The sequence below is a fragment of the Mesorhizobium sp. GW821-FHT07A06 genome, from assembly GCF_059419085.1.
In genome coordinates, this window is the sequence record NZ_JBWKRC010000013.1 from 143429 (window position 1) to 163929 (window position 20501).

20 protein-coding genes and 4 pseudogenes are annotated in these 20501 nt (G+C 58.6%); 11 read left to right on the top strand and 13 right to left on the bottom strand.

Translation table 11 applies throughout. The features are described from left to right. Positions 1-9: 9 nt before the first annotated feature. Positions 10-834 carry an amidohydrolase family protein gene (locus AC07SZ_RS29925; RefSeq protein ID WP_494917094.1) on the top strand — a complete coding sequence of 275 codons (825 nt, stop codon included), beginning with the start codon at positions 10-12 and terminating at the stop codon, positions 832-834. Continuing rightward, the gene (locus tag AC07SZ_RS29930) at positions 834-2030 is read left to right on the top strand and encodes a glycosyltransferase family 4 protein (RefSeq protein WP_494917096.1); all 1197 of its coding nucleotides are present in this window, start codon (positions 834-836) and stop codon (positions 2028-2030) included. Before AC07SZ_RS29925 ends, AC07SZ_RS29930 begins: the two co-directional genes overlap by 1 nt. Before the next feature lie 23 nt (positions 2031-2053). Here AC07SZ_RS29930 and AC07SZ_RS29935 read toward each other — a convergent pair whose 3' ends face one another. From AC07SZ_RS29935 to AC07SZ_RS29950, 4 genes are all read right to left on the bottom strand, one after another. Beyond that, complete coding sequence (locus tag AC07SZ_RS29935; protein WP_494917098.1) at positions 2054-2722, bottom strand: methyltransferase domain-containing protein; 669 nt, start codon at positions 2720-2722, stop codon at positions 2054-2056. 865 nt (positions 2723-3587) lie between these two features. Beyond that, complete coding sequence (locus AC07SZ_RS29940) at positions 3588-3779, bottom strand: DUF3606 domain-containing protein (RefSeq protein ID WP_494917099.1); 192 nt, start codon at positions 3777-3779, stop codon at positions 3588-3590. 135 nt (positions 3780-3914) lie between these two features. Further along, positions 3915-4514 carry a general stress protein gene (locus tag AC07SZ_RS29945; RefSeq protein ID WP_494917100.1) on the bottom strand — a complete coding sequence of 200 codons (600 nt, stop codon included), beginning with the start codon at positions 4512-4514 and terminating at the stop codon, positions 3915-3917. Positions 4515-4536: 22 nt separating this feature from the next. After that, positions 4537-5277 carry a DUF4142 domain-containing protein gene (locus tag AC07SZ_RS29950; protein WP_494917101.1) on the bottom strand — a complete coding sequence of 247 codons (741 nt, stop codon included), beginning with the start codon at positions 5275-5277 and terminating at the stop codon, positions 4537-4539. Between the two features lie 503 nt (positions 5278-5780). Here AC07SZ_RS29950 and AC07SZ_RS29955 point away from each other — a divergent pair. The 4 genes and pseudogenes from AC07SZ_RS29955 to AC07SZ_RS29970 all read left to right on the top strand — a co-directional run. Next, positions 5781-5993, top strand: a complete 213-nt coding sequence (locus AC07SZ_RS29955) for a hypothetical protein (RefSeq protein ID WP_494917103.1) — start codon at positions 5781-5783, stop codon at positions 5991-5993. A 260-nt stretch (positions 5994-6253) separates the two neighbouring features. After that, positions 6254-6544 (top strand): hypothetical protein, encoded by a 291-nt coding sequence (locus AC07SZ_RS29960; protein WP_494917105.1) that lies wholly within the window; start codon positions 6254-6256, stop codon positions 6542-6544. 13 nt (positions 6545-6557) lie between these two features. Continuing rightward, complete coding sequence (locus tag AC07SZ_RS29965; protein WP_494917107.1) at positions 6558-7025, top strand: DUF6894 family protein; 468 nt, start codon at positions 6558-6560, stop codon at positions 7023-7025. Between the two features lie 69 nt (positions 7026-7094). After that, positions 7095-7422, top strand: a pseudogene (locus AC07SZ_RS29970) (catalase-related domain-containing protein); the annotation flags it as partial. Positions 7423-7512: 90 nt separating this feature from the next. Here AC07SZ_RS29970 and lov read toward each other — a convergent pair. Then, positions 7513-8541, bottom strand: a pseudogene (gene lov / locus AC07SZ_RS29975) (blue-light-activated histidine kinase). A 231-nt stretch (positions 8542-8772) separates the two neighbouring features. On the opposite strand from lov, the gene AC07SZ_RS29980 reads away from it, so the two are divergent. Continuing rightward, on the top strand, positions 8773-9012 hold the full coding sequence (locus AC07SZ_RS29980; RefSeq protein WP_494917109.1) for a hypothetical protein: 240 nt from the start codon (positions 8773-8775) through the stop codon (positions 9010-9012). Positions 9013-9299: 287 nt separating this feature from the next. Beyond that, on the top strand, positions 9300-9644 hold the full coding sequence (locus AC07SZ_RS29985) for a cysteine hydrolase family protein (protein ID WP_494917165.1): 345 nt from the start codon (positions 9300-9302) through the stop codon (positions 9642-9644). A gap of 44 nt (positions 9645-9688) precedes the next feature. On the opposite strand, the gene AC07SZ_RS29990 is transcribed toward AC07SZ_RS29985, so the two are convergent. Further along, the gene (locus tag AC07SZ_RS29990) at positions 9689-10219 is read right to left on the bottom strand and encodes a YciE/YciF ferroxidase family protein (RefSeq protein WP_494917110.1); all 531 of its coding nucleotides are present in this window, start codon (positions 10217-10219) and stop codon (positions 9689-9691) included. 501 nt (positions 10220-10720) lie between these two features. On the opposite strand from AC07SZ_RS29990, the pseudogene AC07SZ_RS29995 reads away from it, so the two are divergent. Beyond that, positions 10721-11740 (top strand): annotated as a pseudogene (locus AC07SZ_RS29995) (ATP-dependent DNA ligase). 42 nt (positions 11741-11782) lie between these two features. Here the strand turns inward: AC07SZ_RS29995 and AC07SZ_RS30000 are convergent. The 4 genes from AC07SZ_RS30000 to AC07SZ_RS30015 all read right to left on the bottom strand — a co-directional run bounded on the left by AC07SZ_RS30000 (position 11783) and on the right by AC07SZ_RS30015 (position 14392). Continuing rightward, entirely contained in the window at positions 11783-13204 is a 1422-nt protein-coding gene (locus AC07SZ_RS30000) for a M20/M25/M40 family metallo-hydrolase (protein ID WP_494917167.1), read from the bottom strand. A gap of 42 nt (positions 13205-13246) precedes the next feature. Further along, entirely contained in the window at positions 13247-13411 is a 165-nt protein-coding gene (locus AC07SZ_RS30005) for a hypothetical protein (RefSeq protein ID WP_494917112.1), read from the bottom strand. 154 nt (positions 13412-13565) lie between these two features. Beyond that, complete coding sequence (locus AC07SZ_RS30010) at positions 13566-14009, bottom strand: GFA family protein (RefSeq protein WP_494917115.1); 444 nt, start codon at positions 14007-14009, stop codon at positions 13566-13568. After that, complete coding sequence (locus AC07SZ_RS30015) at positions 14006-14392, bottom strand: hypothetical protein (protein ID WP_494917116.1); 387 nt, start codon at positions 14390-14392, stop codon at positions 14006-14008. Before AC07SZ_RS30015 ends, AC07SZ_RS30010 begins: the two co-directional genes overlap by 4 nt. 106 nt (positions 14393-14498) lie before the next feature. Between AC07SZ_RS30015 and AC07SZ_RS30020 the strand changes: the two genes are divergently transcribed. Beyond that, positions 14499-14723 (top strand): hypothetical protein, encoded by a 225-nt coding sequence (locus AC07SZ_RS30020; RefSeq protein ID WP_494917117.1) that lies wholly within the window; start codon positions 14499-14501, stop codon positions 14721-14723. A gap of 223 nt (positions 14724-14946) precedes the next feature. Here AC07SZ_RS30020 and AC07SZ_RS30025 read toward each other — a convergent pair whose 3' ends face one another. The 3 genes from AC07SZ_RS30025 to AC07SZ_RS30035 all read right to left on the bottom strand — a co-directional run bounded on the left by AC07SZ_RS30025 (position 14947) and on the right by AC07SZ_RS30035 (position 19836). Continuing rightward, entirely contained in the window at positions 14947-15279 is a 333-nt protein-coding gene (locus AC07SZ_RS30025) for a Ku family protein (RefSeq protein ID WP_494917175.1), read from the bottom strand. After that, positions 15197-15712 carry a Ku protein gene (locus tag AC07SZ_RS30030; protein ID WP_494917118.1) on the bottom strand — a complete coding sequence of 172 codons (516 nt, stop codon included), beginning with the start codon at positions 15710-15712 and terminating at the stop codon, positions 15197-15199. Before AC07SZ_RS30030 ends, AC07SZ_RS30025 begins: the two co-directional genes overlap by 83 nt. 125 nt (positions 15713-15837) lie before the next feature. After that, entirely contained in the window at positions 15838-19836 is a 3999-nt protein-coding gene (locus tag AC07SZ_RS30035) for a GAF domain-containing protein (protein ID WP_494917169.1), read from the bottom strand. Between the two features lie 260 nt (positions 19837-20096). On the opposite strand from AC07SZ_RS30035, the pseudogene AC07SZ_RS30040 reads away from it, so the two are divergent. After that, positions 20097-20337: pseudogene (locus AC07SZ_RS30040) on the top strand (SDR family oxidoreductase); the annotation flags it as partial. Positions 20338-20501 lie beyond the last annotated feature (164 nt).

A 20501-nucleotide genomic window follows, 5' to 3' on the forward strand; every position in this document is an offset into this window, starting at 1 on the left:
GAGGCGCCAATGATTGTTGATGCACACCTTCATACATCGGGTCGAGAGACGACGGCAGATGTGCTACGGACGCTTGACGATGCGGGCGTGGACATTGCCTTCCTGCTGGCGCCGTTCCTGACCCCGCCTTACTCGCTCAACGACCGCGAGTCGCTGCGTGCCGGCAACCGGTACCTTTCCGAGCTCGTCAAGGGCCACTCGGATCGGCTGGTTGGGTTCGCGGTTGTCAATCCGCTCCATCCGCAAGCAGCCGACGATCTCAAGGAGGCAGCCGCGCTCCCCGGTATTCACGCGCTGAAGATGGTCCCAACCGGATGGTATCCGTATGATGAGTGCGCTCACCGTGTGTACGCCGTCGCCGCGAAACTAGATCTTCCCATCCTGTTTCATAGCGGAATTTTTATTGACGGCCGATCTGGCCGGTTCTGCCGGCCGTCCTTCTATGAAGCGGTTCGCGATCATCCCGGCCTTCGCGTGACTTTGGCTCACCTAGGCTGGCCTTGGTGTGACGAAGCCAATGCTGTCGGTGTTATCGACCGGATCAATGGCGTAGATCCAGCCGAGAGCCAGTTTCGCTTCGACCTGTCCTTTGGACCACCTCCAATTTATCGTAACGAGGTTTTTCGCAAGGCAATCGACGTGATCGGGCCACGCTCGCTGCAATTCGGGAGCGACCGTTTCTTGCCGTGCAGCGGTGCTCATATCCACGCTGCATTAGACGAGGTCGGGGGGCTTCTCGATCAGCTCGATGTCGCTACCGATGAGCGAAATGCAATCATGTCGGGGACGGCAATGGATTGGCTAAGGCTGCGACCTGCGCAAGGAGGAAACTGATGGCCCGGACCCCACGGGTGCTACCAGGCGGCCAAACTGATGAGCGCACGCATGTCCTTGAGGTGTTGGGCAATGCCATTGTCGGCGGCATGGAAAATTACGTGCGCAATCTGGCTGCGAACCTGCCATCGAACGAGTACAAAGTCTCGCTCCTGTGCCCCTATGAAAGCCCTTACACCGCATTGTTGAGATCGGAAGGCAGGGACGTATACATTGCGCCGCTGCGTGACGATCCACCTTGGAAGACAGTTGAACTTATCTGTACGCTCGTGCGTGAAACGCGTGTCGACCTGCTGCACGCTCACCTGATGAACGCCCATACCGTGGCGGCGGTGGCCGGCCGACTGAGCGGGACGCCGACCGTTGCCACCTTGCATGGCATGAGCTTGCATCCGCAGGAAATCAGCGTGGCGCGCACAACCGAGAGCCACACCATTGTGGTATGCCGCGAAGCCTGGTCACAAGCACTTGCCGTGGGTTTGGCGCCGGAGCTTGTCAGTCTCGTTCCAAACGGGGTCGACCTGGCAATGTATCATCCTATGTCGGCTGACCCTTTGGATTTCCGCCAAACGATCAGCATCGGCCCTGACGATCTGTTGGTCGGGTTCGTTGGCAGGTTGGCTTGGGAAAAAGGCCCCGACAAATTTCTCAAAGCAGCCGAATTCATACTGCAAAGGCGCCCAGAGGTGCATTTCGCAATGGTTGGCACCGGGTCCATGGAAAAGGATCTCACCGCCACAGTTCATCGTGCGGGACTGGGATCCCGCATCCATATGGTCGGGCTCGCACGCGAACCACATCGCATCTATCCGGCACTCGATTTGCTGTTGCATACGTCGCGCGCTGACGCGATGCCTCTCACCATCCTGGAGGCCATGGCATCTGGCGTGCCGGTCGTGGCGATCGGCGTCGGCGGCGTACCGGAAATCGTCGCGACGGGTGAAACAGGAATTCTTATAGGAACCACCGAATGGCCGGGCATCGTCTCGGAATACCCCGGTGACTGGGAAGGTGTAGCCCTTGCTGCAATCTCACTTTTATCAAACCCAGCTAAGCTAAAATCAATGGCTGGCGCGAGCGTGAGGCGGGCGCAGGCGAGCTTCGATATCCGCCAGTCGGCAACCCTGACGAGTCATGTCTTCCGGCAGCTGCTGGGATCCCGTCCCGACAAGGCCCGCCTTCACTCTGTTCCCTGAACGGTTTCGACGAGACAGCAGGGTCAGGATTTGGTAGCCTTGATCCCTGTAATAACAGGGTAAAGGGGGTCGACAATGTCGAGCCTTTCGGGGTCGATCTCTTCGACAGCGAGGCCTTGCAAAAAGGCTGTGGCTGCGAGCACATTGCCGAATTGCTGTACCTCCACTGCGGCTGCCCCAAACTTTTCCTCGAACAGGCGTCGTGCAGCACTCTGTGTCATGGCCCAGAACCACTTTTCTGGCCCGTCATGCGCGTCGATCGGAGTGATGCCTGGTACTGTCGCCAACACAACGCCACCTGATGCCAGGGCACGATGGATCGTAGCAATTGCACCCCGCACGTCGTAGATCATGTGGAGAGTCTGGGTCACGATGATGCAGTCAAGGCGCCCGCCCTCCACGGCATTCTCGTTTTGGAGATCAATGCGCATCGTGGCGTGAGGATTGGTGCTCTCCGGCGAGTCGATAATGTCGGAAATTACAACTCGAGCCAGGCCAAAACGGCGCGTGTAGACATCGTCGCCGATCTCCGCGACACGTCCTTGAATATCCTCCGCATGGCGCTGCAGGAAACTCTCGATGTAGTAGCGGTCGAGTGGTGTGCCGCGATCGCCGCCAAATTTACGGCTTAGGGGCTCGACCTCGCCAAGGTCACCAAAGACCACCGCACCGGGCGCCGGGATATCGCGCATGTGAATTTTAAACCGCTGGGTCGTAGCGCAACGAGAACCTCGCTCGACGTATCGTCAAATCGCACCGGACGAAACCACCCGACCGGGAAGCAGGTCGCTGGAACTGCGGTGGAGATATTCCCGGGTTCCTTCTAGATCACCCATCGGAATTCTTCCTCGCTGCCTTCGCATTTTGACCGCTGGGAGCTGAAGTCTTTGCATCCTTTGAGTGGGCCGCCAGAGCGGGGCCGGCCCCGGTCGTCTTACGCATGTCGCCGCTGCGCTTTTCTGGCTGTTCTCTTTTGCCCAAGAGGCCTGAAAAATACTTGCCGAAAAACCCCATCGTTTCCTCCTCCTGGTTTAAAGTTTTAGCTATGCTTGATACGAATTTGCCGGGAGATGATTTGTTCCCTCTGAGAGCGCCTCGTGATGTCCTTCAACCCCCGCGAACGGTTTGCGGAAGAGGCCGTGGAACGTCCTTCTCCGATCGACGTTGCAGCTGATCTCCACTTGAGGACTCTTCGATATGGTGATGTTCGCCGAGACCAAGGCTCAACAGATGACGCGCGTGAAGCAGGTCTGTGAGCGCTCGCGGCGATCATAAGAGGATCACATCCACATGGCACCAAACGCACGTTCGAATTCAAGGTTTGTGATGAAGCGGGCCGACACCATCTGCACCTCACCAACACGATACGGTGTGCACATTGCCCGCGCTGTCTGCCGCGGACCTGCGCTCTTGCGTTGGTCTTCGATCTTTTTGGCGTGAGGGCGAAGATGCTAGTGCTTGACGGGTCTTGCGAATGATCTGGTAGAAGCCAACCGATACGGTTGGCAGAAGCCATATAGCATTGCGCACCCGGCTCAACCACTTCGAACACCTACCTCAAGCTCGGCCTCGCAGAGCCTGTGCTTCCCTTTCCAGTTTATCGCGATTGTTGCCGTGCTTCGCGATGAGTTCTCTCACTTGCTGAGGAGTGATCCCTGCCTTGCTGGCGAAATATTCTACCTCGTAGTCCTCGTCAGCGGACACGTGGTCGCGGTCGCGAAAGTCTCGTTTGCTTTTATCATCAGCCATTTCAATCCTCCACAAAAGGCGATGGACTCGACGCCACTTGTTGCAACCTATCAGTTTGGCGGGTCGCCCAATTGATGCTGACTTGATCCCGAATTGGTGAAGCAAGGTGGCCTTGGCCGCCTTGCGGGTTTCGCTTCAAAGATCGCGTCCACGTCTAACCTGCTGCAGGTCGTCTCCGGTATAGACGTCGGCGTTCGGGTCGAAACCGGTCCAGCCTCCAGCCTCATATTCACTGCGTCGGCCCGCGACGTCGACCGAATTATATTGCTTGAGGATTTGTTCGGCATTCGGCGCAAGTCTATCGTCGACCTTGGCCGTGACCATCGTGCCGCCGCGGCGAACGCCTTCGGCATAGACATGCGCATCGTTTTCAGGGACGCCAGCGTTCGTCATGGCGCCGATGATGCCTCCAGCAGCACCACCAACCACTGCCCCGCCAACCGCGCCGACAGCAGTGGCAGCCAGCCATCCGGCTGCAACGACAGGTCCCACCCCGGGGATGGCCATCAGGCCGAGGCCTGTTGCCAAGCCGCCGGCGCCGCCAATGACGGCGCCCACGCCAGCTCCCGTAGCCGCATCCCCGGCGGCTTCGGCCTCGTCGTCTTCCTTGTGCCAGCCGGTCGCGTTGTTGGCCACAATGCTGATATCATCGCGTGGGACGCCGGTGGCTACGAGTTCGCCTACTGCATCGTTGGCATCGTCGTAATTGTCAAACAGTCCTGTTACGGTTTTCATTTAACTCTCCTCGCTTTCTGAATCACTTGGTGCCGGCAACGACGTTGCCTTGGTAGTCGAGCGCGATCGGCGTCGACTTACCGTCCTTGCTTGCTGTGCCGCGCCAGATGCCTTGGTCGTCCTTCTTCAGGCCTGAGACGTCGGCATAACCCGCCTTTTCGATCGCGCTCTTGGCCTGGGCCTCGGTGAAGCTGTTGGCGCCGGGAATAGGAGCTGCCGGATTGGTGGCGCCGCTGTTGACTGCCGGTGCGGTGCCGTCAGAAGCAGGCGCCGTTATTGCGACCTTCTGAATCATATCCTGATGCATCTTGAGTGTAGGCAACGTATCGGCCGCGAAGGATTTTAGTGCGGCGTTGTCACCGTCCTTGGCATAAGCCTCGAACAGGCCGACCGCATCGGCGTGGGCCGCCTTCTGCATTTCGAGATAAGACGCGTCTACTGGCGCCGTACCCGCCTGCAGCCTGTCGACATCACTCTTGCGTGCAGCATCGAGGTCGGTGGGCACCTTCAACTTCTGTTCTCCGGCGATGCTCTCAAGCTTCGCATTGGCGGCCCCATGATCGGAAATCATCTTCTGGGCGAAGTCCTTGAGACCTTGATCCTGCAGCTTGTCTTGGGCGGCCTTGCTTGACTGGACTTCGAACATTCCGCCGATCGCGGCCTTGGTGACGAACTCCTGGGCTGTCTCGACAGCGAGTGCTGGCCACGCAAATATCATCGACGTCGCTAGCGACAGCGACGCCAGGCGAAGACTGTTTCTCATGATATTATTCCTCAGTTGAGAGTGGTGAATTCAAACCTGCTTGCGGCGGGTTTGTTCCCAGACGATGCGAACGCGCTCAAATTGATTGGGGATGCTGCCGGCGTTCGCGCGCTGAGTGGACATCGTTTGGGCCGCGCGAATTCGTCCGCACGAGCCCCGAAGGTCGTCATGGAGCCTGCGAGCGGCCTGCTCGGCGGGCCGGGTAATCGCGCTTGACATCGTTTCCGAACGCCTGACGCCTGCCCAAGCGTCGGGGGCGGAGACGCTGAGATATGACGATGAAGATTTGCAAAAGCACATCCTGGCTATGACGGATGGTAAAGGCCCCGATTCAGTCATCGAAGCGGTCGGCATGGAAAGCCATGGACCCGGTGGCGTCATAGAGACCTTGCAGACGGACCTTACGGCGATGGAGAGACCTTATGCGCTGCAACAGGCGCTGATGGCCTGCCGGCCCGGCGGCACTGTCTCGTTGCCCGGAGTGTTCGTTGGGAGCCTCACCGATGGGATTGTTCGTCGGCAAAGGGTTGACAATGAAAACGGGCCAAACACACGTCCAGCGCTACTTGCAACCGCTGCTGAAACTCATCGAGGACGGCGAGATCGACCCGTCCTTTCTTGTTACCCACCGCATTGGGCTGGAACAAGGACCGGAGGCATACCAGACCTTCCGCGACAAAAAGGATGGCTGCATCAAGGTCGTGATTAAACCGTAGTCTCGATCACCGGCCTGTCATTCGCTTTCGATGGTCGAGAAAAGGACTTGCTGCCGCAAATGCAGCGTGTCGCCGAGCGTGGCGGCATTCTAGAACATGGGTAAATGCGGCGTTCGCCAACAGCTAACAACAAGCCCTATCGGTGTTTGGAGGGCTGTTGGCTGTGGAACCTCGCCTCGTTTGGAAAGTTCCCCAACGTCCCCGAAGGAAACCCGACGGGTAAAACGACGCCTTGGAATTCATGTAACGGAGCACGTTGGATGAAGCTGGAGGATCTTCTGATGGCGATCGCGGCGACCAACAACGCCTTGGTTCGTAAAGGGCTCCTCACCATCGACGAAATCGACGAGGCGTTGAGAACCGGAAAGGCTCCTTCACCGGCGATAAGCGCCTGTACGAGGATATGTCACCGGCTGGCCGCGATGCCATCTACTTCCCGTTGCGACTTGCAACTGGCGAACACATGTCAGTTCGAGGCCGGCGTGCCGCCAGTTTCAGATCTGGCCAAGCAGGTCGGAATTACCAAACAACCTTACAAAGATCAGATGTGAAGGAATCATAGCCATGGAAGTTCTGGAAGTCCGCGTTGCCAACAACGTTGTGGAGTTCTGCGGCGAGGGGGGTGACAACATACTGGTTACCGTTGCGCAACAGGCAGCCCTATCTCCTGAAGAGCTGATCGAGAAATCCAAGATTATGCTTTTGCACGCCGCCAAATTTAGTGTCGACGAAGAGAGCGCTCGCAAGCTGTTGCTAGCCGACGCCGGGGACGAGTATCGGCTTGAGTATCATGACGATGGGGAAATCCGCGAGGTGGCTGGCCTCGTCTTTCCCAGTCTGGACGCGGTGCGCGACGAATGCAGGCGATCAGCCGAGGATTTGTGGAAAGACGCCCTGTCTCGGGGGGACGCACCGGTGGGATGGGCCGTCAGGGCGCGAGACCGTAGCGGAGACATCGTCGCCTCCGTCGATTTTTCCGAATTGCAACACGCATCGGCCGAGCTGGACCAACCGCCTCGTTCAAAAAATTGAGCCGATCATTCTCAAGCGTTTCATTGAAGAGCACTATGCCGGATACTCCAGCAGCCGAAGTCAACACATCGGCGGCGTCGCGACAGTCTGGCCGATCACTAAAGCCAAGCTGCTCCGTTTTTCAATAGCCAGATCCCACCAGAACAACGCCACGTGCTCCGGCTTTGACCTTTGAACTGAGCAAGGTCAAACCCCAACATTCAGCGAGCGGATGATTGCGCAATTGCTAAACATCGATGAGGGGCTCGGTTCCACGGTCGCCGACAAGATTGGCATTACCGGGATGTCGAAGCCGGCCGACGCCGCAGTGCCGCCGCGGACGGATTTCGAGCCCTGGCCAGCGCTTAGCATCATTGCCAATGGTCCGGAAAGCTTTGCCAGCCGCGAGGTTGGTGTCCGGCACCGGTACCGGAAGCCAGCGCTCAGATTGTAGGCGCGTCCCCGATTTTCAAAAAAAGAGCCCGCAAGTCATGTGCGGTAGGGGTTGCTATGTCTCGCTCGTGACGTTTGGCACCTCAACGACGACTCTTACGCCGCGATCTGACCATTGCCGCTCTGTAGACCCCTGAAGCTGTCGCCTGATCGTAGCTTCGGCGATCACGGTGCCAAAACCTGCCTTTCGGAAATCCGCGGGCGGGCCCCCGGTTTCTTCCCAAACGAGCGCAAGACCTTTGGTCTGCGGAACCGTTCCAACTGATGGCGACTTGCCCAGTGTCCTGGGACAGCGACCCATGCGATGCTGCGTTCACGGCGAGCTCATGAAGGAACAATGCAAGCGGTTGGACGGCGTGGGCTGCAAGCATGACGTCCGGGCCATTCAAGACCGCCCGTGTCGCGCCGTAGGGCTCCAACTGGGTCCGAATGGTCTCCCGCAGCGGAACGTAATGCCAGCCGCGTCGGGAAAGCAAGCCGTGGGCTCGGGCCAGGGACTGCACACGCTGCTGTACCGAGGCTGCATACAGGGCAGCGATCGTCCGATCGAGTAAGCCGAACGATGCTGTCAACAATGGCAAGTACGTTGTTGGCGATGGTCTACCTCAAGAAGAAGCCGATGCTCGGATTCTTCCAAAGACTGGATCCTCCGATGGTCTGTGCGGTCGATTTGGGAGCCGAAGTGATACACAACTCGACCGCTATCATCGTGAATTGGGCTGAGGTGATCTGATTCCAGAAGGCCGATCCATCCTTGCGGTAGTTAAGGACTTCGACGCTGGCCTCCCGCTCCTCTCTTATCGCAGCTCGTATTTCCGAAACGGCGATTTTAGAAGTTGCTGGGCCCCTGCAGGAACCGGCAGTTTCTGCCAAGAACCTCTTCAGCATTGTATCCTGTCAATTTCAGGAAGGATTCGTTGCAAGAACTATTGGGTAATCATGCTGTGTGGCGTCGGGTCACCACCATCGGCATCCGTGTCCGCTGAAACGCTGTGGCCGGCACCTCCTTTCGGTCTGGAAGCGCGCCCGGCGTGACTGCCGCCGGCTGATCACCATGAATATGGGATAGGTCTTTTTCGTTCATTAACGCTTCCTCGACTGCCGACTAACTTGAACGTCAATAACGCTAAAGCGTTGCCGACCGTTGGCGAATTCATTGCTGGTTCAACTCCCGCGAAATCGTTGAAATTCGACGCCTTGTGCCCGGGCGGGGAACAAGGATCAGAGCCGCAAATTAACAGCGATTGAAATCCTAGCAGGGTGCCACCAGGGGCACTGTTGCGGTGGTCGATCTGGTAGAAGGTGGAGGATCAAGATGTCACACGAGGTAGAGGAGCGTCGCCTCAAAATGCTTATCGAGCAGTACGTCGAGGTGCGCAAGAAGCGGCACGACGTTGTATCGGTGAGGCAGGCAGCGGCGGCTGTCCTGACTGTTATGAAAGCCTGTCCTGTTTCCAGAAGCGAACTGGATGCCATGATCGCCGCAAGCGCCGTGGCCCACGGCCTGGGTGTTGCGTTCGATGCGCAGCAATCCCCGTCGCAATTTTCGCGCTGACATGGCCGCCGCCCCTACCTTTCGAGAGGAACCCATCGACGGCAATGCAGTGCATATCTGCGTCGACATGTAGGCAATGTTCCGAGAGCCGTGGCCGTGGTCATTGCCGTGGATGGAACGTGTGCTTCCCAGGATCGTGGACCTGTGCACTACGCAGCTGTCAAGGTTGGTCTTCACGCGGTTTATACCAGCGAGGCTCCCCTGGACGGGCAGGGTACTTGGAAACGCGATTATCAACGATGGACAGACATGACGCTTGAGCGCATTGGCCGGGACAGGTGCACTTGGTGCCGGAACCTCGAGCGTTTTCGCCCCCTGCGCCAGTCATTGACAAGCCGGTATATTCTCCATGGCTTGGTTCGGACCTTCGCACTCTACTGGCGCAGCGGCGCTGCGGCACCGTTATCGTCACCGGCGGCGAAACAGATATGTGCGTGCTTTCGACCGTGTTGGGCGCGGCAGACTATGGCTTGCGGACCATTGTGGTCCAGGATGCGCTCTGCAGCGCCTCCGATCAGGCCCATGATGCCATGATCGGGCTCTTCAGCAGTCGATACGGGCAGCATATTGAGACCGCCTCCACTGAGCAACTTGTACCCCGTTGGACAGGTGGTGTCCTACCTACACGGTAGGGGCCACGGCGATGTCGCCATGGCCCTTCTTTGTCTGTCTGGGCTCAGGCCGCTTTTTGCTGCTCGGCCGCTCTGTCGTTCACGCCCGACTCACCCAGGGAGGTCAGGGCTTCATCGGTGGCCTTCTCTTCTTCAAGTGTTGCGTTCAGCAGCTCGACGATGTCATTCTTGCCAAGCGATGTCGCCCAGGCGATTAGCGTGCCATAGCGCGCGATCTCATAGTGCTCGACTGCCTGCGCGGCGGCGACAAGGCCGGCGTCGATCGAGGTCGAGCCCTTGTATTCCTCGAGGATCTCGGATCCTTCCTCGATGATGCCGTCGATGGCAGGGCACGTCTTGCCGCGCGCGGCAACGCCAAGGATATCGAACACCTGCTCAAGCCGCTCGACCTGGCCCTCGGTCTCGACAAGATGTTTTTCGAAAGCGGCGGACACCTGGGCGTCCTCCGCGCCCTTGGCCATTTTCGGCAGAGCTTTGAGAATTTTCTTTTCGGCGTAGTAAACGTCCTTGAGGCCATTGAGGAACAGATCCTCCAGGCTCTTGGTGCCGCCACTGGCTTTCTTCGTGGGTGCCATCTGACAATCTCCTTTGGTTGACATCACCCTTCGGGTGCTAATCCAACTTGGATGGTCGCGGCGGGTTCCTGCGGAAATCAGCTGTGATCGATTTTCTTTTCGGTTTCGAAAAGCTGTTCAAATGCGCGGCGCGCCGCTCGCGTTGTCATTTCCAATGTTTGTTGCTGTTCTGCAGCGCCGCCTTAGAGACATAGCGACAAGAGCGAGCGTAATCCTTGGACAAGCACCCGGCCCATTGCAGGGAAGGCAGGCGGTCCAATTTGTCTCTTTCGATCGTATCGACGACGACGATAATTAGGCGGAAATAGCAACCGGGCCGTAGCCCATCAGACACGATGGAACTAAACTTTCCAATCGAGCTTATCGAGGCGTGATCCAAAGATATACACAGTCTACCGTGCTTGGCTTCCTGCAGAGGTCGCTCAACCGGGCCGATTACGACCCGTTCGGGAGGTCAAGCAGCACTGCCATCAAACGGCTTGATTCTGCGAAGCTCGCGGCATGAATTCGAAAAAAGAAAAGCTATCTTTCGCCATTCCGGTGGTGACGGAGCCGATGGAGGCGAAGACCGCGAACGCGTTGCCGAGTGATAGACGCAAATGGCAGTATGAACCCAAATGGGATGGCTTTCGCTGCTTGGCTTTCAAAGCCGGTAATGAGGTGGACTTGCGAGCAAAATCGGGCAAGCCACTCGGCAGATACTTCCCGGAAGTCGTCTCGATGTTGCGTGAGCTGAAGGCCAAAGACTTCGTGGTCGATGGTGAGATCGTCATTGACATCGACGGCTAGCTCTCTTTCGCCGCGCTGCAAATGCGCTTGCATCCAGCGGAAAGGAGGATTCAGAAACTGTCTGTCGAAACACCTGCCAAACTGATCCTGTTCGATGTTCTGGCAAGTCCGGATGCCAGCCTGATGCGTCAACCGCTTTCTGCGCGGCGCGAGGCATTGGATGCGTTCGTCGAGTCAGCGGGACATGCCGATCTCGAATTGTCGCGTTGCACACGGGATTTGACAACGGCAACGCAATGGCTTCGCGAATCCGGTCGCGGTTCAACAGACGGCGTTGTCGCTAAGCTTGTCGACGACGAATATCGGCCCGGCGAGCGCGCCATGGTCAAGGTCAAGCGGCTGCGCACAGCCGATTGCGTGGTCGGTGGCTTTCGCTACTTGGCGAACGCGCGCGAAGTCGGATCGTTGTTGCTTGGACTCTACAACGACCAGGGCAAGCTCGACCATGTCGGATTTACTTCGACGATCGCGCAGGAGGATCGATCAGAGCTGACTCGACAACTCGAAGCTTTGCGCGCGCCTCCGGGCTTCACTGGCAAAGCGCCGGGAGGACCAAGCCGTTGGAGCACCGAGAGGAGCGGAGAGTGGGAGCCATTGAAGCCCGACCTGGTGGTGGAAATCCAGTTCGACCATGTCACCGGCAATCGCTTCCGACACGGTACCAAGTTCATGCGGTGGCGCCCTGACAAGGCTCCGAAACAGTGCACGTTCGTGCAGATATTGAAGACATGAGACAATCGCCATCGATGGTGTCACAGGGGCGCGCATTCCACGTCACCGGATAGTGGTACTTAGGAGTGCCTCGCAGACATCCCGGAGGATCCGTGGCAGGACATCGAACGCATAGCCTGTATGCAAACGTTCCAGCGGCGTGTGGTAGTCTCGGCCCCATGGACCGATGTTGATGGTCGGTATGTTGGCTAACCCATTTGCCTTCGGCCATCGAACCCCGTCCCTCCACATTGGCGTGTTCCTGCCGACCACATCGAAACCCGACGCGGCGGCCTCGCCAAAGAAACTCATGTCCGAAATGCCGGCGAAGTACTCCGTGCAACTGATAGCGCTGCCGTAACGGACGCTCGATCCAGCTGCTATGTCGTAGGCGATTGCCCTTAGTCTCGCTGCTATCGGCGTATCTGAAAGGTTGGTGGCCAGATAAGGGGTCGAGCCAAACCCCGTGATGATTGCCGGGCCTGGTAGCTGGCTCAGCTTCCAGGCTTCCTCGGTCACGATCCGGCATTGCTCGGGCAAAGGAAGCAAGCCAGTGGCGAGGGAAGCGCTGAGGGCGTCAAGCTTCGATATCGCTTCCGCCTCGAGGCGGCCCAGCACGGCTTCGTATCGATACAGGGGGATGCTCTCGATGAAGTCGCTGCGCCTCGAACCGATCCGCCCAGTGAGCTGTGCCCGATAGTCTCTCTCGGCATCGAGGCATAGCCTGTCGAAACGCTCCAGCACCTCGTCTGGCGTTCGCCGATAGCTCAGCACGTTGAACGTGGCAAAGGCTGTCGCAGGCGTGGTCACGTCATAGCCGGCCTTGCCATCGCGGATACTTAGAAGGCTTGGCGGGGTTCCCGGCAGCGCCTGGGAACCGTCGGTAAGCTCCGGGGCCCATTCAATGCGCGCTGCGATGGCGGCAGCGAGCGCGCCCGCATTGAGCCCAGTCAAGGGAAAGCCGCTATGCGCGGGAACGCCTGCCACGAAAACGGTGGGCAGCAATTTGCCGACTGTTCCCAATGCGATGACGCGACCCTTTCTGCCGTCGCCATCGTCTGCGATGGCGTCCAGGTTGACGGCGGCCGCAATATCCAGGTCGTGCTCCCTGGCTATTTCGGGTAGCACCTGAACAGCCTTGCGCGCGCCTGCGGAATTGTTCTCTTCGTCGGGCACGGCGATGAAGAGCAAGTTGCCGATAGGCCCAACACGGTCGGCGAATTCCGCGCAGACGGCCAATCCAGCGGCAAGGCCAGCCTTCATATCCAGGAGGCCACGCCCGGCAAGAAATTCTCCTGAAGCGAGATCCGTTTTCGCCAGTTGGGCGGCTGACGTCTCGGCCATGTGCAAGCTCTTTGCCAAGGCAAGGCTGAGCTGTTGAGGTTCGGTCGCTAGGTCTTCTAATTGTCCATAGTCATGTGTCGAGACGGTGTCGTAGTGCCCTGTCAGGACAATGGTGCCGCGCCCAGCACCCCGGACCAGCATTGCCACGCAGTGGCGGCCGTCCCCAGGTTCGATCTCGATCGTTCAGATTTTTGCGCCTCGAAACACAGTCTCCGCGCCAAGCATGTTGGCGAACCACAACCCGAACGACATCTCGCCATCGGTTCCGGTGACGCTTTTCTGCTGCGTTAAGGCGATAGCCCAACGCCTGGCGCGTACAAACAGATTGCTTGCTGTCGCGTTGCCCATCATGTCCCCGGTCAAATGGCAAATCAGATAGTAGAGGTTGGGGACGGGGCCTCAAGTGCATGCGTGGCCGTATGTGATGGGCCACCACCCATCGCTCATCGATCGCTGTCGACCTGGATGGTTGTCCAGGCAGGACACGCCTGGTTGCAGTCAACTATCCTGCTGCTGAGGTGGGGCTGGGTTCAGGCTCAATCGATGGCGCGTCTATCGCACGCGGGTCTCGGTCATGCTCAAACTGCTCAGCCCACTGCAAATCCATCAGCCAGGGGTCGCGACGGCCGATCCAAAGTTCATAGCCTGGTATGATATCGCTGGGGGCACTATCGAGGGTCCCGAGCATGATCTCGGCCTCTTCCTCCCGCAGCGAGGCAACGCGCGATCCGCATTCTGGGCAAAAGCTCCGTCCTTCGAAAGCCCGCAGGTTTCCAGCGCCTTGATAAGCAGGTCGCGGCCAAACGCCGAAGAAGGTGAACGCACTGCCGCATGTGCGCCGACAATCCTGGCAATGGCAAAGTCCGACGCGCAGGGGTGCGCCTCTCACTAAAAAGCGAACCGCACCGCAAAGGCAGCCACCGCTGCGCACCACATCGATGCTCATTGCAGCGCTCGCTTTGGGGGATCACGGTTCTCGTCGGGATTGGGGAGAGGAAGTTCGTCCGGCAAAAGATCCGGGTCAGGCTCTCGCATGTCGGGAGTCCAGGCCGGGGCATCTACCGGCGGTTCCTCATTTGGCTCTGGTTTGGGCGGCATGATTATTCTCCCGGTCGGTTGGTCGGACAAGGTGTTTTGCCGGCCACCGGCCGCGCATCGATTTGTATGGCAGGGAAAGGGTACTGCCAGAGGGCGTTTGTTGTAGGAGAAGCCCCTGCCGGCTTGGGGGGTGCCTGACGTTTGATCCTCGTCGCTGCCGTTCAGGCCTTGACGCTGTATCTCGGCGCCGGCTGGCCCAATCGCCGCGCCGAGGTTTTTGATCGTGGCCATTTTCGTGTCTCCTTTCTGGCCAACGACCGGCCGTAGGGAATGTTCCATCTGGGCGGAACTAGCACTGCCGGGGGTGGTTATCTTTAACCACATGGAGAACCAACACATGTCTGACAACGAAAACCATCGCGAAACCGGGGCAACAAAATATCCGGCAAAGACCGGCGCCGATCCTTCGGATGCGTTCTCTCAGGACGCGGCGGGAAACAAGAAACCCACGAATGGCGTTGGACTGATGCGCCCCGTCAATGAGGTGGACGACAAGACTCACCAGTCAGACGGGCAGAACCCATCCGACCAGTCCGCCATTGATCGTCTCGCCATCACTTAGAAATGCAACCCCCGCCAGCTCAAGCGCCGATCGTATCGCAACCAGCATGTCGCCGGCCGGAACGCGCTTGCTCTTCTCGAAATCCCGAACGGTTCCCTCACTGACTCGCGCTTTGGCGCCGAGCCTGGCTTGTACCAGTCCACCAAAGCTAGCGCCGCCCGACATTGCTCGACACTCAATTGAGTCACAAATGGCTCCTTGATCAACTCGGTGTGGGTTTGCATTAAGCGCTCTTGCGCTTCGGAGTGCTCGTCTTTGGCTTCGCCAATCCTTCCTGCGCGAGGCTTTTCTTGAGCACCTCGGCCAGGTTGATGACGTTCTCCTGGGGCTTGGGCGCCGCCTTTGGGGGCGCCTTGCCCCTGCGCTTCGCGTCGATCATGGCAATCATCGCATCTTCGTAGGTGTCTTCGAATTCCGACGGATCGAAAGTGGTCACCTTTTTGTCGATTAGCATGCCGGCGATTTCGAGCAACTCAGGATCGTATTCCGCCTCGGTAAGACCGCCGAAGACACTCTCTACGGAAACCATCTCGTTGTGGGTTCGCAGCTCGGTCATCACCATGCCCCTGCCGTAGGGCTGAATAACAACCGCGCTGATAGAGCACGATGCAGGACCGGGCTGCGACGTTCTTGTTCTTCATGGCATCGCGGATCACGCCGTAAGCCTCAACGGCCGCGCCGTCGGCTGGAATGAGAAAGTAGGGCTTCTCCAGATAGGGGGTGTCGATCTCGCCGATCGCGACGAACTCACCGACCTCCAATGTGTGATCCGAGATGAGCTTGAGTGCCTTGATGTCGTCCGGCTCGATCTGGAGGAATTCGTCCGTCTCCGCCTCGAAGCCCTTGACCTGGTCTTCCGTTTCGACCGGCTCCCTGTCTTCTCGTCGGCGTAGACGCTTTTGACAGGCAGGCCGTCCTTGCGGTTCAAAATCTTGAAGTGAATCTTTGGGTGGCGCCCACAATCTTGATGTCGCAGGTAACCGAGCCAACCTTCAAAAAGCCTTTCCCGACAGCACGCGGTGCGGCCATTTCATTCATCCTCTTCCGGTCAGGTCAAACGACAGTGCATGTAAATCGTTCCGTCGCGCGGGCCGAGATGCTGAGCTGGCGCGTGCTATGAAGGACCGTCGAGAATCGTCCTCAACTTTTCGGCGAGGTCTTCAAGGCTGAAAGGCTTCGGCAAAAGCTGCGTTCCAGGATCGAGGATTCCGTTGTGAACGATTGCGTTGCGCGTGTAGCCGGTGGTGTAAAGAACCTTGAGCTTGGGGTTCTTTTTGCGCAGGATATCAACCAGCTGCCGGCCCGACATCTCGGGCATGACGACGTCGGTAAAAAGCAGGGACAGTCGCTGCCCGCCTTCAATCATCTTGATCGCTTCGGTGGGACCACTGGCTTCGACGACGGTATAGCCAAGCTCGCGCAAAGCTTCCGACGATACTGCTCGCACGCGATCCTCGTCCTCGACCACCATGACGATTTCACTTGGAAGGCCACCATCGATCGACTTTGATCTGGGCTTTTGGGAGTCTTGATCGGTGCTGCCGTAATACCGGGGCAGATAGATCTTGATCGTCGTGCCCACGCCGAGCTCGGAGTATATCTTCACATTGCCGCCCGATTGCCGGACAAAGCCGTAAACCTGGCTTAGGCCAAGCCCGGTGCCCTTGCCGACACTCTTGGTCGTGTAGAAGGGATCGAACGCCTTGGCGAGAACTTCCGCGGTCATGCCCGTACCGGTATCGGTCACGGCAATCAGCACGAATTGACCCGCGGCGATGGCGGACTCACGAGCGTATCGCTCATCGACATAGGCGTTCGACGTCTCGATGGTCAGCTTGCCGCCGCTGGGCATGGCGTCCCGCGCGTTGACCGAGAGGTTGAGCAGAGCGCTCTCCAACTGACTGGGATCGGCCTTGACCTGCCAGAGACCGGCTCCGAACGCCGTCTCCACCGTGATCGTTTCTCCGAGTGTGCGCATCAACAGCTCGGTCATGCCACCAACCAGGCGGTTGGCATTGATGGGCTCCGGCTTGAGCGGTTGTTGTCGAGAGAAGGCAAGCAGCCGCTGAGTGAGGGCGGCCGCGCGATGCGCTCCATCCATTGCGCCTTCGACAAATCGGCCGACGTCAGTCTCGCCTTTGGACAGTTTGCGCTGAAGCAGATTGAGCCCACCGATGATGACCGCGAGCATGTTGTTGAAGTCGTGCGCAATGCCGCCTGTCAACTGGCCGACCGCATCCATCTTTTGAACCTGCCGCAGTTGCTCCTCTGCCTTCGAGCGTTCTGCCACTTCATCGATGACCCGTTGTTCGAGCGTGGAGTTGAGTGTCTGCAGTGCGGCCTCGGCACGCCGCCTTTCAGCCAACTCACGCTCACTGGATTGGAAGAGGCGCGCATTGTCGATCGCCGTTGCGGCATGGCCAGCGATGCCAAGAAGGGCACTTTCATGTTCAAGACGAAACTTGCCGGTCTCCGCGTGACCAAAGAACAGACCGCCCAGAACTTCGCCTGAGTTGGACACAACCGGTACCGCCAGATAGGAGCGAACCGGCAGATGGCCTTCCGGCATACCTTTGCGCGGCGCGTTCTTTCCGTATCGTGGATCCTTGAGGATATCGTCCGATCGAACGACGCCCGTCCCGAGGAAGGTCGGTTCGAACACAGCCGTCGCGCGCGGCATGGGGTAATCCTGGAAGGCCGAACGTGGGGCGCCGGACAGGGCATAGAGCATGTAGCTGCCGCCCTGATCGTCAAGCACATTGTAGAAAAAGGCCCCAAACTGGGCTCCGGAAAGTTCCAGGCCGGCATCGGTGGTGATTTGCACGATCTTGTCGAGATCGAGCTCCGCAGCAACCGCCGCCCCGGTGTCGTTCATGATCTTGAGGTGCCGTTCCACCTTTTTGCGATCGGAAATATCGACAACTGTGCCGATAAATCGAACGGCCTTGCCATCTTCGAAAATCGCATGCCCGCTTGCGGCTACCCAACGCTCGATGTGGTCCTCCAGGCCAATGGTTCGGTACTCGATGTTAAATCCCTCCAGACTGTCTGGAGCAATTGCCCGCCTGACCGCCTCATCTGCCCGGATGCGGTCATCGGGATGGAGACCGGCGATGAAGGATCCCTCGTACGATACCGCATCGTCCGACGTAATGCCGAACAATGCGCGGCATCGCGCATCCCACCGCAACCGGTCAGCGACCGGGTCGTAGTCCCAGATGCCGATCGCGGCCGCCTGGGTGGCCAAGCTCAGGCGCTCCGCAGTCTCGGCAGCGCTCTGATCGGACCTGACGCGTTCTATATGCGCCCACGACCGCTCGGTCACTTCAGTGAGAAGCGCAAGCTCATTCTGTGTCCAGACGCGCGGAGCACTGTCGTGGATCGCCATAAGCGCGGTCAGGCGTCCTTCTTTGACCAGGGGCATGCAAATGGTCGCAGCAATGCCGATGTTCTGAAACGTCGCGGCTTCTTCCGGGGCGAGTTCGAGGCGATTGTCATTGATGATCAGCGGCAGACCCTGTTGGAGCCGCAGAACGGCAAGTTGTCCAAAGTCGCGGAGACTGTAGTATCCAACGATGCTGAAAGAGCCTTGCCGGTGCCAGTCCCCCCGGATGGTGAAATGGTCCTGGTCCGGCTCCATATCAGCATAGGCGCAGATTGCGACGCCGACATGCTCGCCAAGCATCCTAGTCGTGATTTCGAGCACCGCGTCCGCGTTTTTACTTTTCGACGTCTCCTTTCCAAGTCCGTCGAGGAAGCGCAAGCGACCTTCATTCTGTCGCAATTCCGCCTCTGCCCGCCGCCGTTCAACCGCGGTGCGGGTCCGCTCCGCCATTTCCCGAACAAACTCTATCTCTTCGTCGGCCCAAGCTCGGGGCCTGTCATGATTGAGGTAGAGCAGCGCCACAAAACCACCCCGTTCAGTGACTGGCATGTTGATAAGGGATTGAGCGCTGATCGCTTTCAGAGCCTCCGGGTTCTGGCTCGTCCGAGGGTCTTTGTCCGCGTCCTCAACGACAACGGTAATGCCGCGTTTGAGGTCATCGATATACGTGCCGTAGTCACGAAAATGCAGCACTCCAGCGAGGCTCTTGATCCCAGGCGCATTCCAGTCGCGTTCGATGGAGATGGTTTCGTTCGCCAGATCGATCGTGCCATATCCGGCCCGGCTCACCTCCAGCTCGCGCCCAATGATTTCGGCAGCAGCGTAAGCCAGTTCGTCAGGGTCTTCGACCAGGCGGACAATGTCCCCAAGTTCGGCGAGGGCGGCACTGCGTTTTCTCGCACGAAATGTGTCCGTGACGTCAAACCCTTCGCAGAATATTCCTGTGATTATATTCTCGCCGTCGTAGAGAGGGGCGCAGATAAAGGTCAGGTAGCGTGTTTCTTCGGGGCTATTCGCCGATCGGCGAAATCGTGCCGGAACCCCCTGCGCTTCAAACGTCGTACCGCTTCTGAAGACATCATCGAGGCGTTCAAAGAAACCTTGTCCCTCAAGGCTAGGAAAGGCATCCCGTATGGGCTTCGAGAGCCAGTCACCGCTGTTGAACACCTGGCGATGGGCGTCGTTCACGAATTCGACCACATGGTCGAACCCGCGCATGATAATTATGAAACCAGGGGCCTGTTCGAACAGGTGGATATGACGCTCAGCGGCAAGGCGCTCGCGTTTTTCGGCTAGAAATCGAGCCGTGGTGTCCGTGCACACCCCAAACAGTCCGCCGACGGCCCCGGTTCCCGCCTCCGTGATCGGGTTGTAGGAGAATGTAAAATGTGTTTCTTCCGGCGAGCCAAGCTTGTCGATCCTGACCTCGAGCTCATCCATGTGGACGGACTGGCCCTGGTAAACTCGATCAAACATCGGGCCGATCGTCTGCCACGCCTCCGCCCACACCTGTTGGCTGGGCAGGCCGAGAGCCATAGGATGCTTGCGGCCAAGGATTGGGATGAAGGCATCATTGTAGAGCCAGATGCGATCCTGGCCCCAGACGACGAACATGGGCTGCGCGGAGCCTAAAAGTAGATCAACGAGTGTCTTGAGCTCGGTTGGCCACGAAGAGACCGGTCCAATAGAAGTGGCGCTCCAGCCAAACGTGCCGATACGTTCAGCCATTTCTCCGGCGCTGCGAAACACGGCGCTCGCCTTGCCCTCATTGGATGGTTCCAAGAAATCCCCCCAAAATATTGAACCGGTGAAAACGGCCCAACTTGGTTTTGGTTGCACTGGCGAGGCGGGGGCCCGGAAATACCCGACACCGACCCTTCCTGAACAGCACCATCCAAAATCCGGCAATGGAGCAGAGATCAAACCAGCCGTGTTATACGACCCGCCGTTCAAGGGGTGGCCAAATGGGCAGGAATGGTCGGGCCAGGAAGCCGGGCTCCGTAATCGTCAATCCGGATCGATCACCGGGATAGGGGGGTTGGTCGATTACTCGATGACGAAGGGCGGAATCCACGCCGTTACGAGAGCGCTGTCGGGCAATCTGATGGACAAGGGAATTCGCGTGAACGCCACCGCGGCAGGCCCGGTCTGGCCCCCTCAACCCCTCTGACACCGAGCGATGTCGTAATGTTCGGCCCAAAAACGCGCATGAAGCGCGTGCACAGCCCGAGGTGCCGTCCCACGCGTTGGTGAGGTCGGCAAGGAGACCGCCGCGAAGTAAGCGCAAATACGGCTTCCCGGCGGCGGATACCGTAAGCAGCGTGTATGGTCCCGGCGGTCGGGCGCCGCGAGTGAATTTGGGATGAAGGAATACGGCAGATTGCGACCTGTGG

Bases quoted from the DNA above. Each gene is read 5' to 3' on its own strand.
- AC07SZ_RS29935 (WP_494917098.1), bottom strand. From the start codon at position 2,722: ATGCGCGATATCCCGGCGCCCGGTGCGGTGGTCTTTGGTGACCTTGGC.
- AC07SZ_RS29930 (WP_494917096.1), top strand. From the start codon at position 834: ATGGCCCGGACCCCACGGGTGCTACCAGGCGGCCAAACTGATGAGCGC.
- AC07SZ_RS30005 (WP_494917112.1), bottom strand. From the start codon at position 13,411: ATGGGCAACGCGACAGCAAGCAATCTGTTTGTACGCGCCAGGCGTTGG.
- AC07SZ_RS29965 (WP_494917107.1), top strand. From the start codon at position 6,558: ATGGAAGTTCTGGAAGTCCGCGTTGCCAACAACGTTGTGGAGTTCTGC.
- AC07SZ_RS29925 (WP_494917094.1), top strand. From the start codon at position 10: ATGATTGTTGATGCACACCTTCATACATCGGGTCGAGAGACGACGGCA.
- AC07SZ_RS30010 (WP_494917115.1), bottom strand. From the start codon at position 14,009: ATGAGCATCGATGTGGTGCGCAGCGGTGGCTGCCTTTGCGGTGCGGTT.
- AC07SZ_RS29950 (WP_494917101.1), bottom strand. From the start codon at position 5,277: ATGAGAAACAGTCTTCGCCTGGCGTCGCTGTCGCTAGCGACGTCGATG.
- AC07SZ_RS30020 (WP_494917117.1), top strand. From the start codon at position 14,499: ATGTCTGACAACGAAAACCATCGCGAAACCGGGGCAACAAAATATCCG.
- AC07SZ_RS29990 (WP_494917110.1), bottom strand. From the start codon at position 10,219: ATGGCACCCACGAAGAAAGCCAGTGGCGGCACCAAGAGCCTGGAGGAT.
- AC07SZ_RS30000 (WP_494917167.1), bottom strand. From the start codon at position 13,204: ATGCTGGTCCGGGGTGCTGGGCGCGGCACCATTGTCCTGACAGGGCAC.
- AC07SZ_RS29945 (WP_494917100.1), bottom strand. From the start codon at position 4,514: ATGAAAACCGTAACAGGACTGTTTGACAATTACGACGATGCCAACGAT.
- AC07SZ_RS30035 (WP_494917169.1), bottom strand. From the start codon at position 19,836: ATGGCTGAACGTATCGGCACGTTTGGCTGGAGCGCCACTTCTATTGGA.
- AC07SZ_RS30015 (WP_494917116.1), bottom strand. From the start codon at position 14,392: ATGGCCACGATCAAAAACCTCGGCGCGGCGATTGGGCCAGCCGGCGCC.
- AC07SZ_RS30025 (WP_494917175.1), bottom strand. From the start codon at position 15,279: ATGACCGAGCTGCGAACCCACAACGAGATGGTTTCCGTAGAGAGTGTC.
- AC07SZ_RS29940 (WP_494917099.1), bottom strand. From the start codon at position 3,779: ATGGCTGATGATAAAAGCAAACGAGACTTTCGCGACCGCGACCACGTG.
- AC07SZ_RS29955 (WP_494917103.1), top strand. From the start codon at position 5,781: ATGGGATTGTTCGTCGGCAAAGGGTTGACAATGAAAACGGGCCAAACA.
- AC07SZ_RS29980 (WP_494917109.1), top strand. From the start codon at position 8,773: ATGTCACACGAGGTAGAGGAGCGTCGCCTCAAAATGCTTATCGAGCAG.
- AC07SZ_RS29960 (WP_494917105.1), top strand. From the start codon at position 6,254: ATGAAGCTGGAGGATCTTCTGATGGCGATCGCGGCGACCAACAACGCC.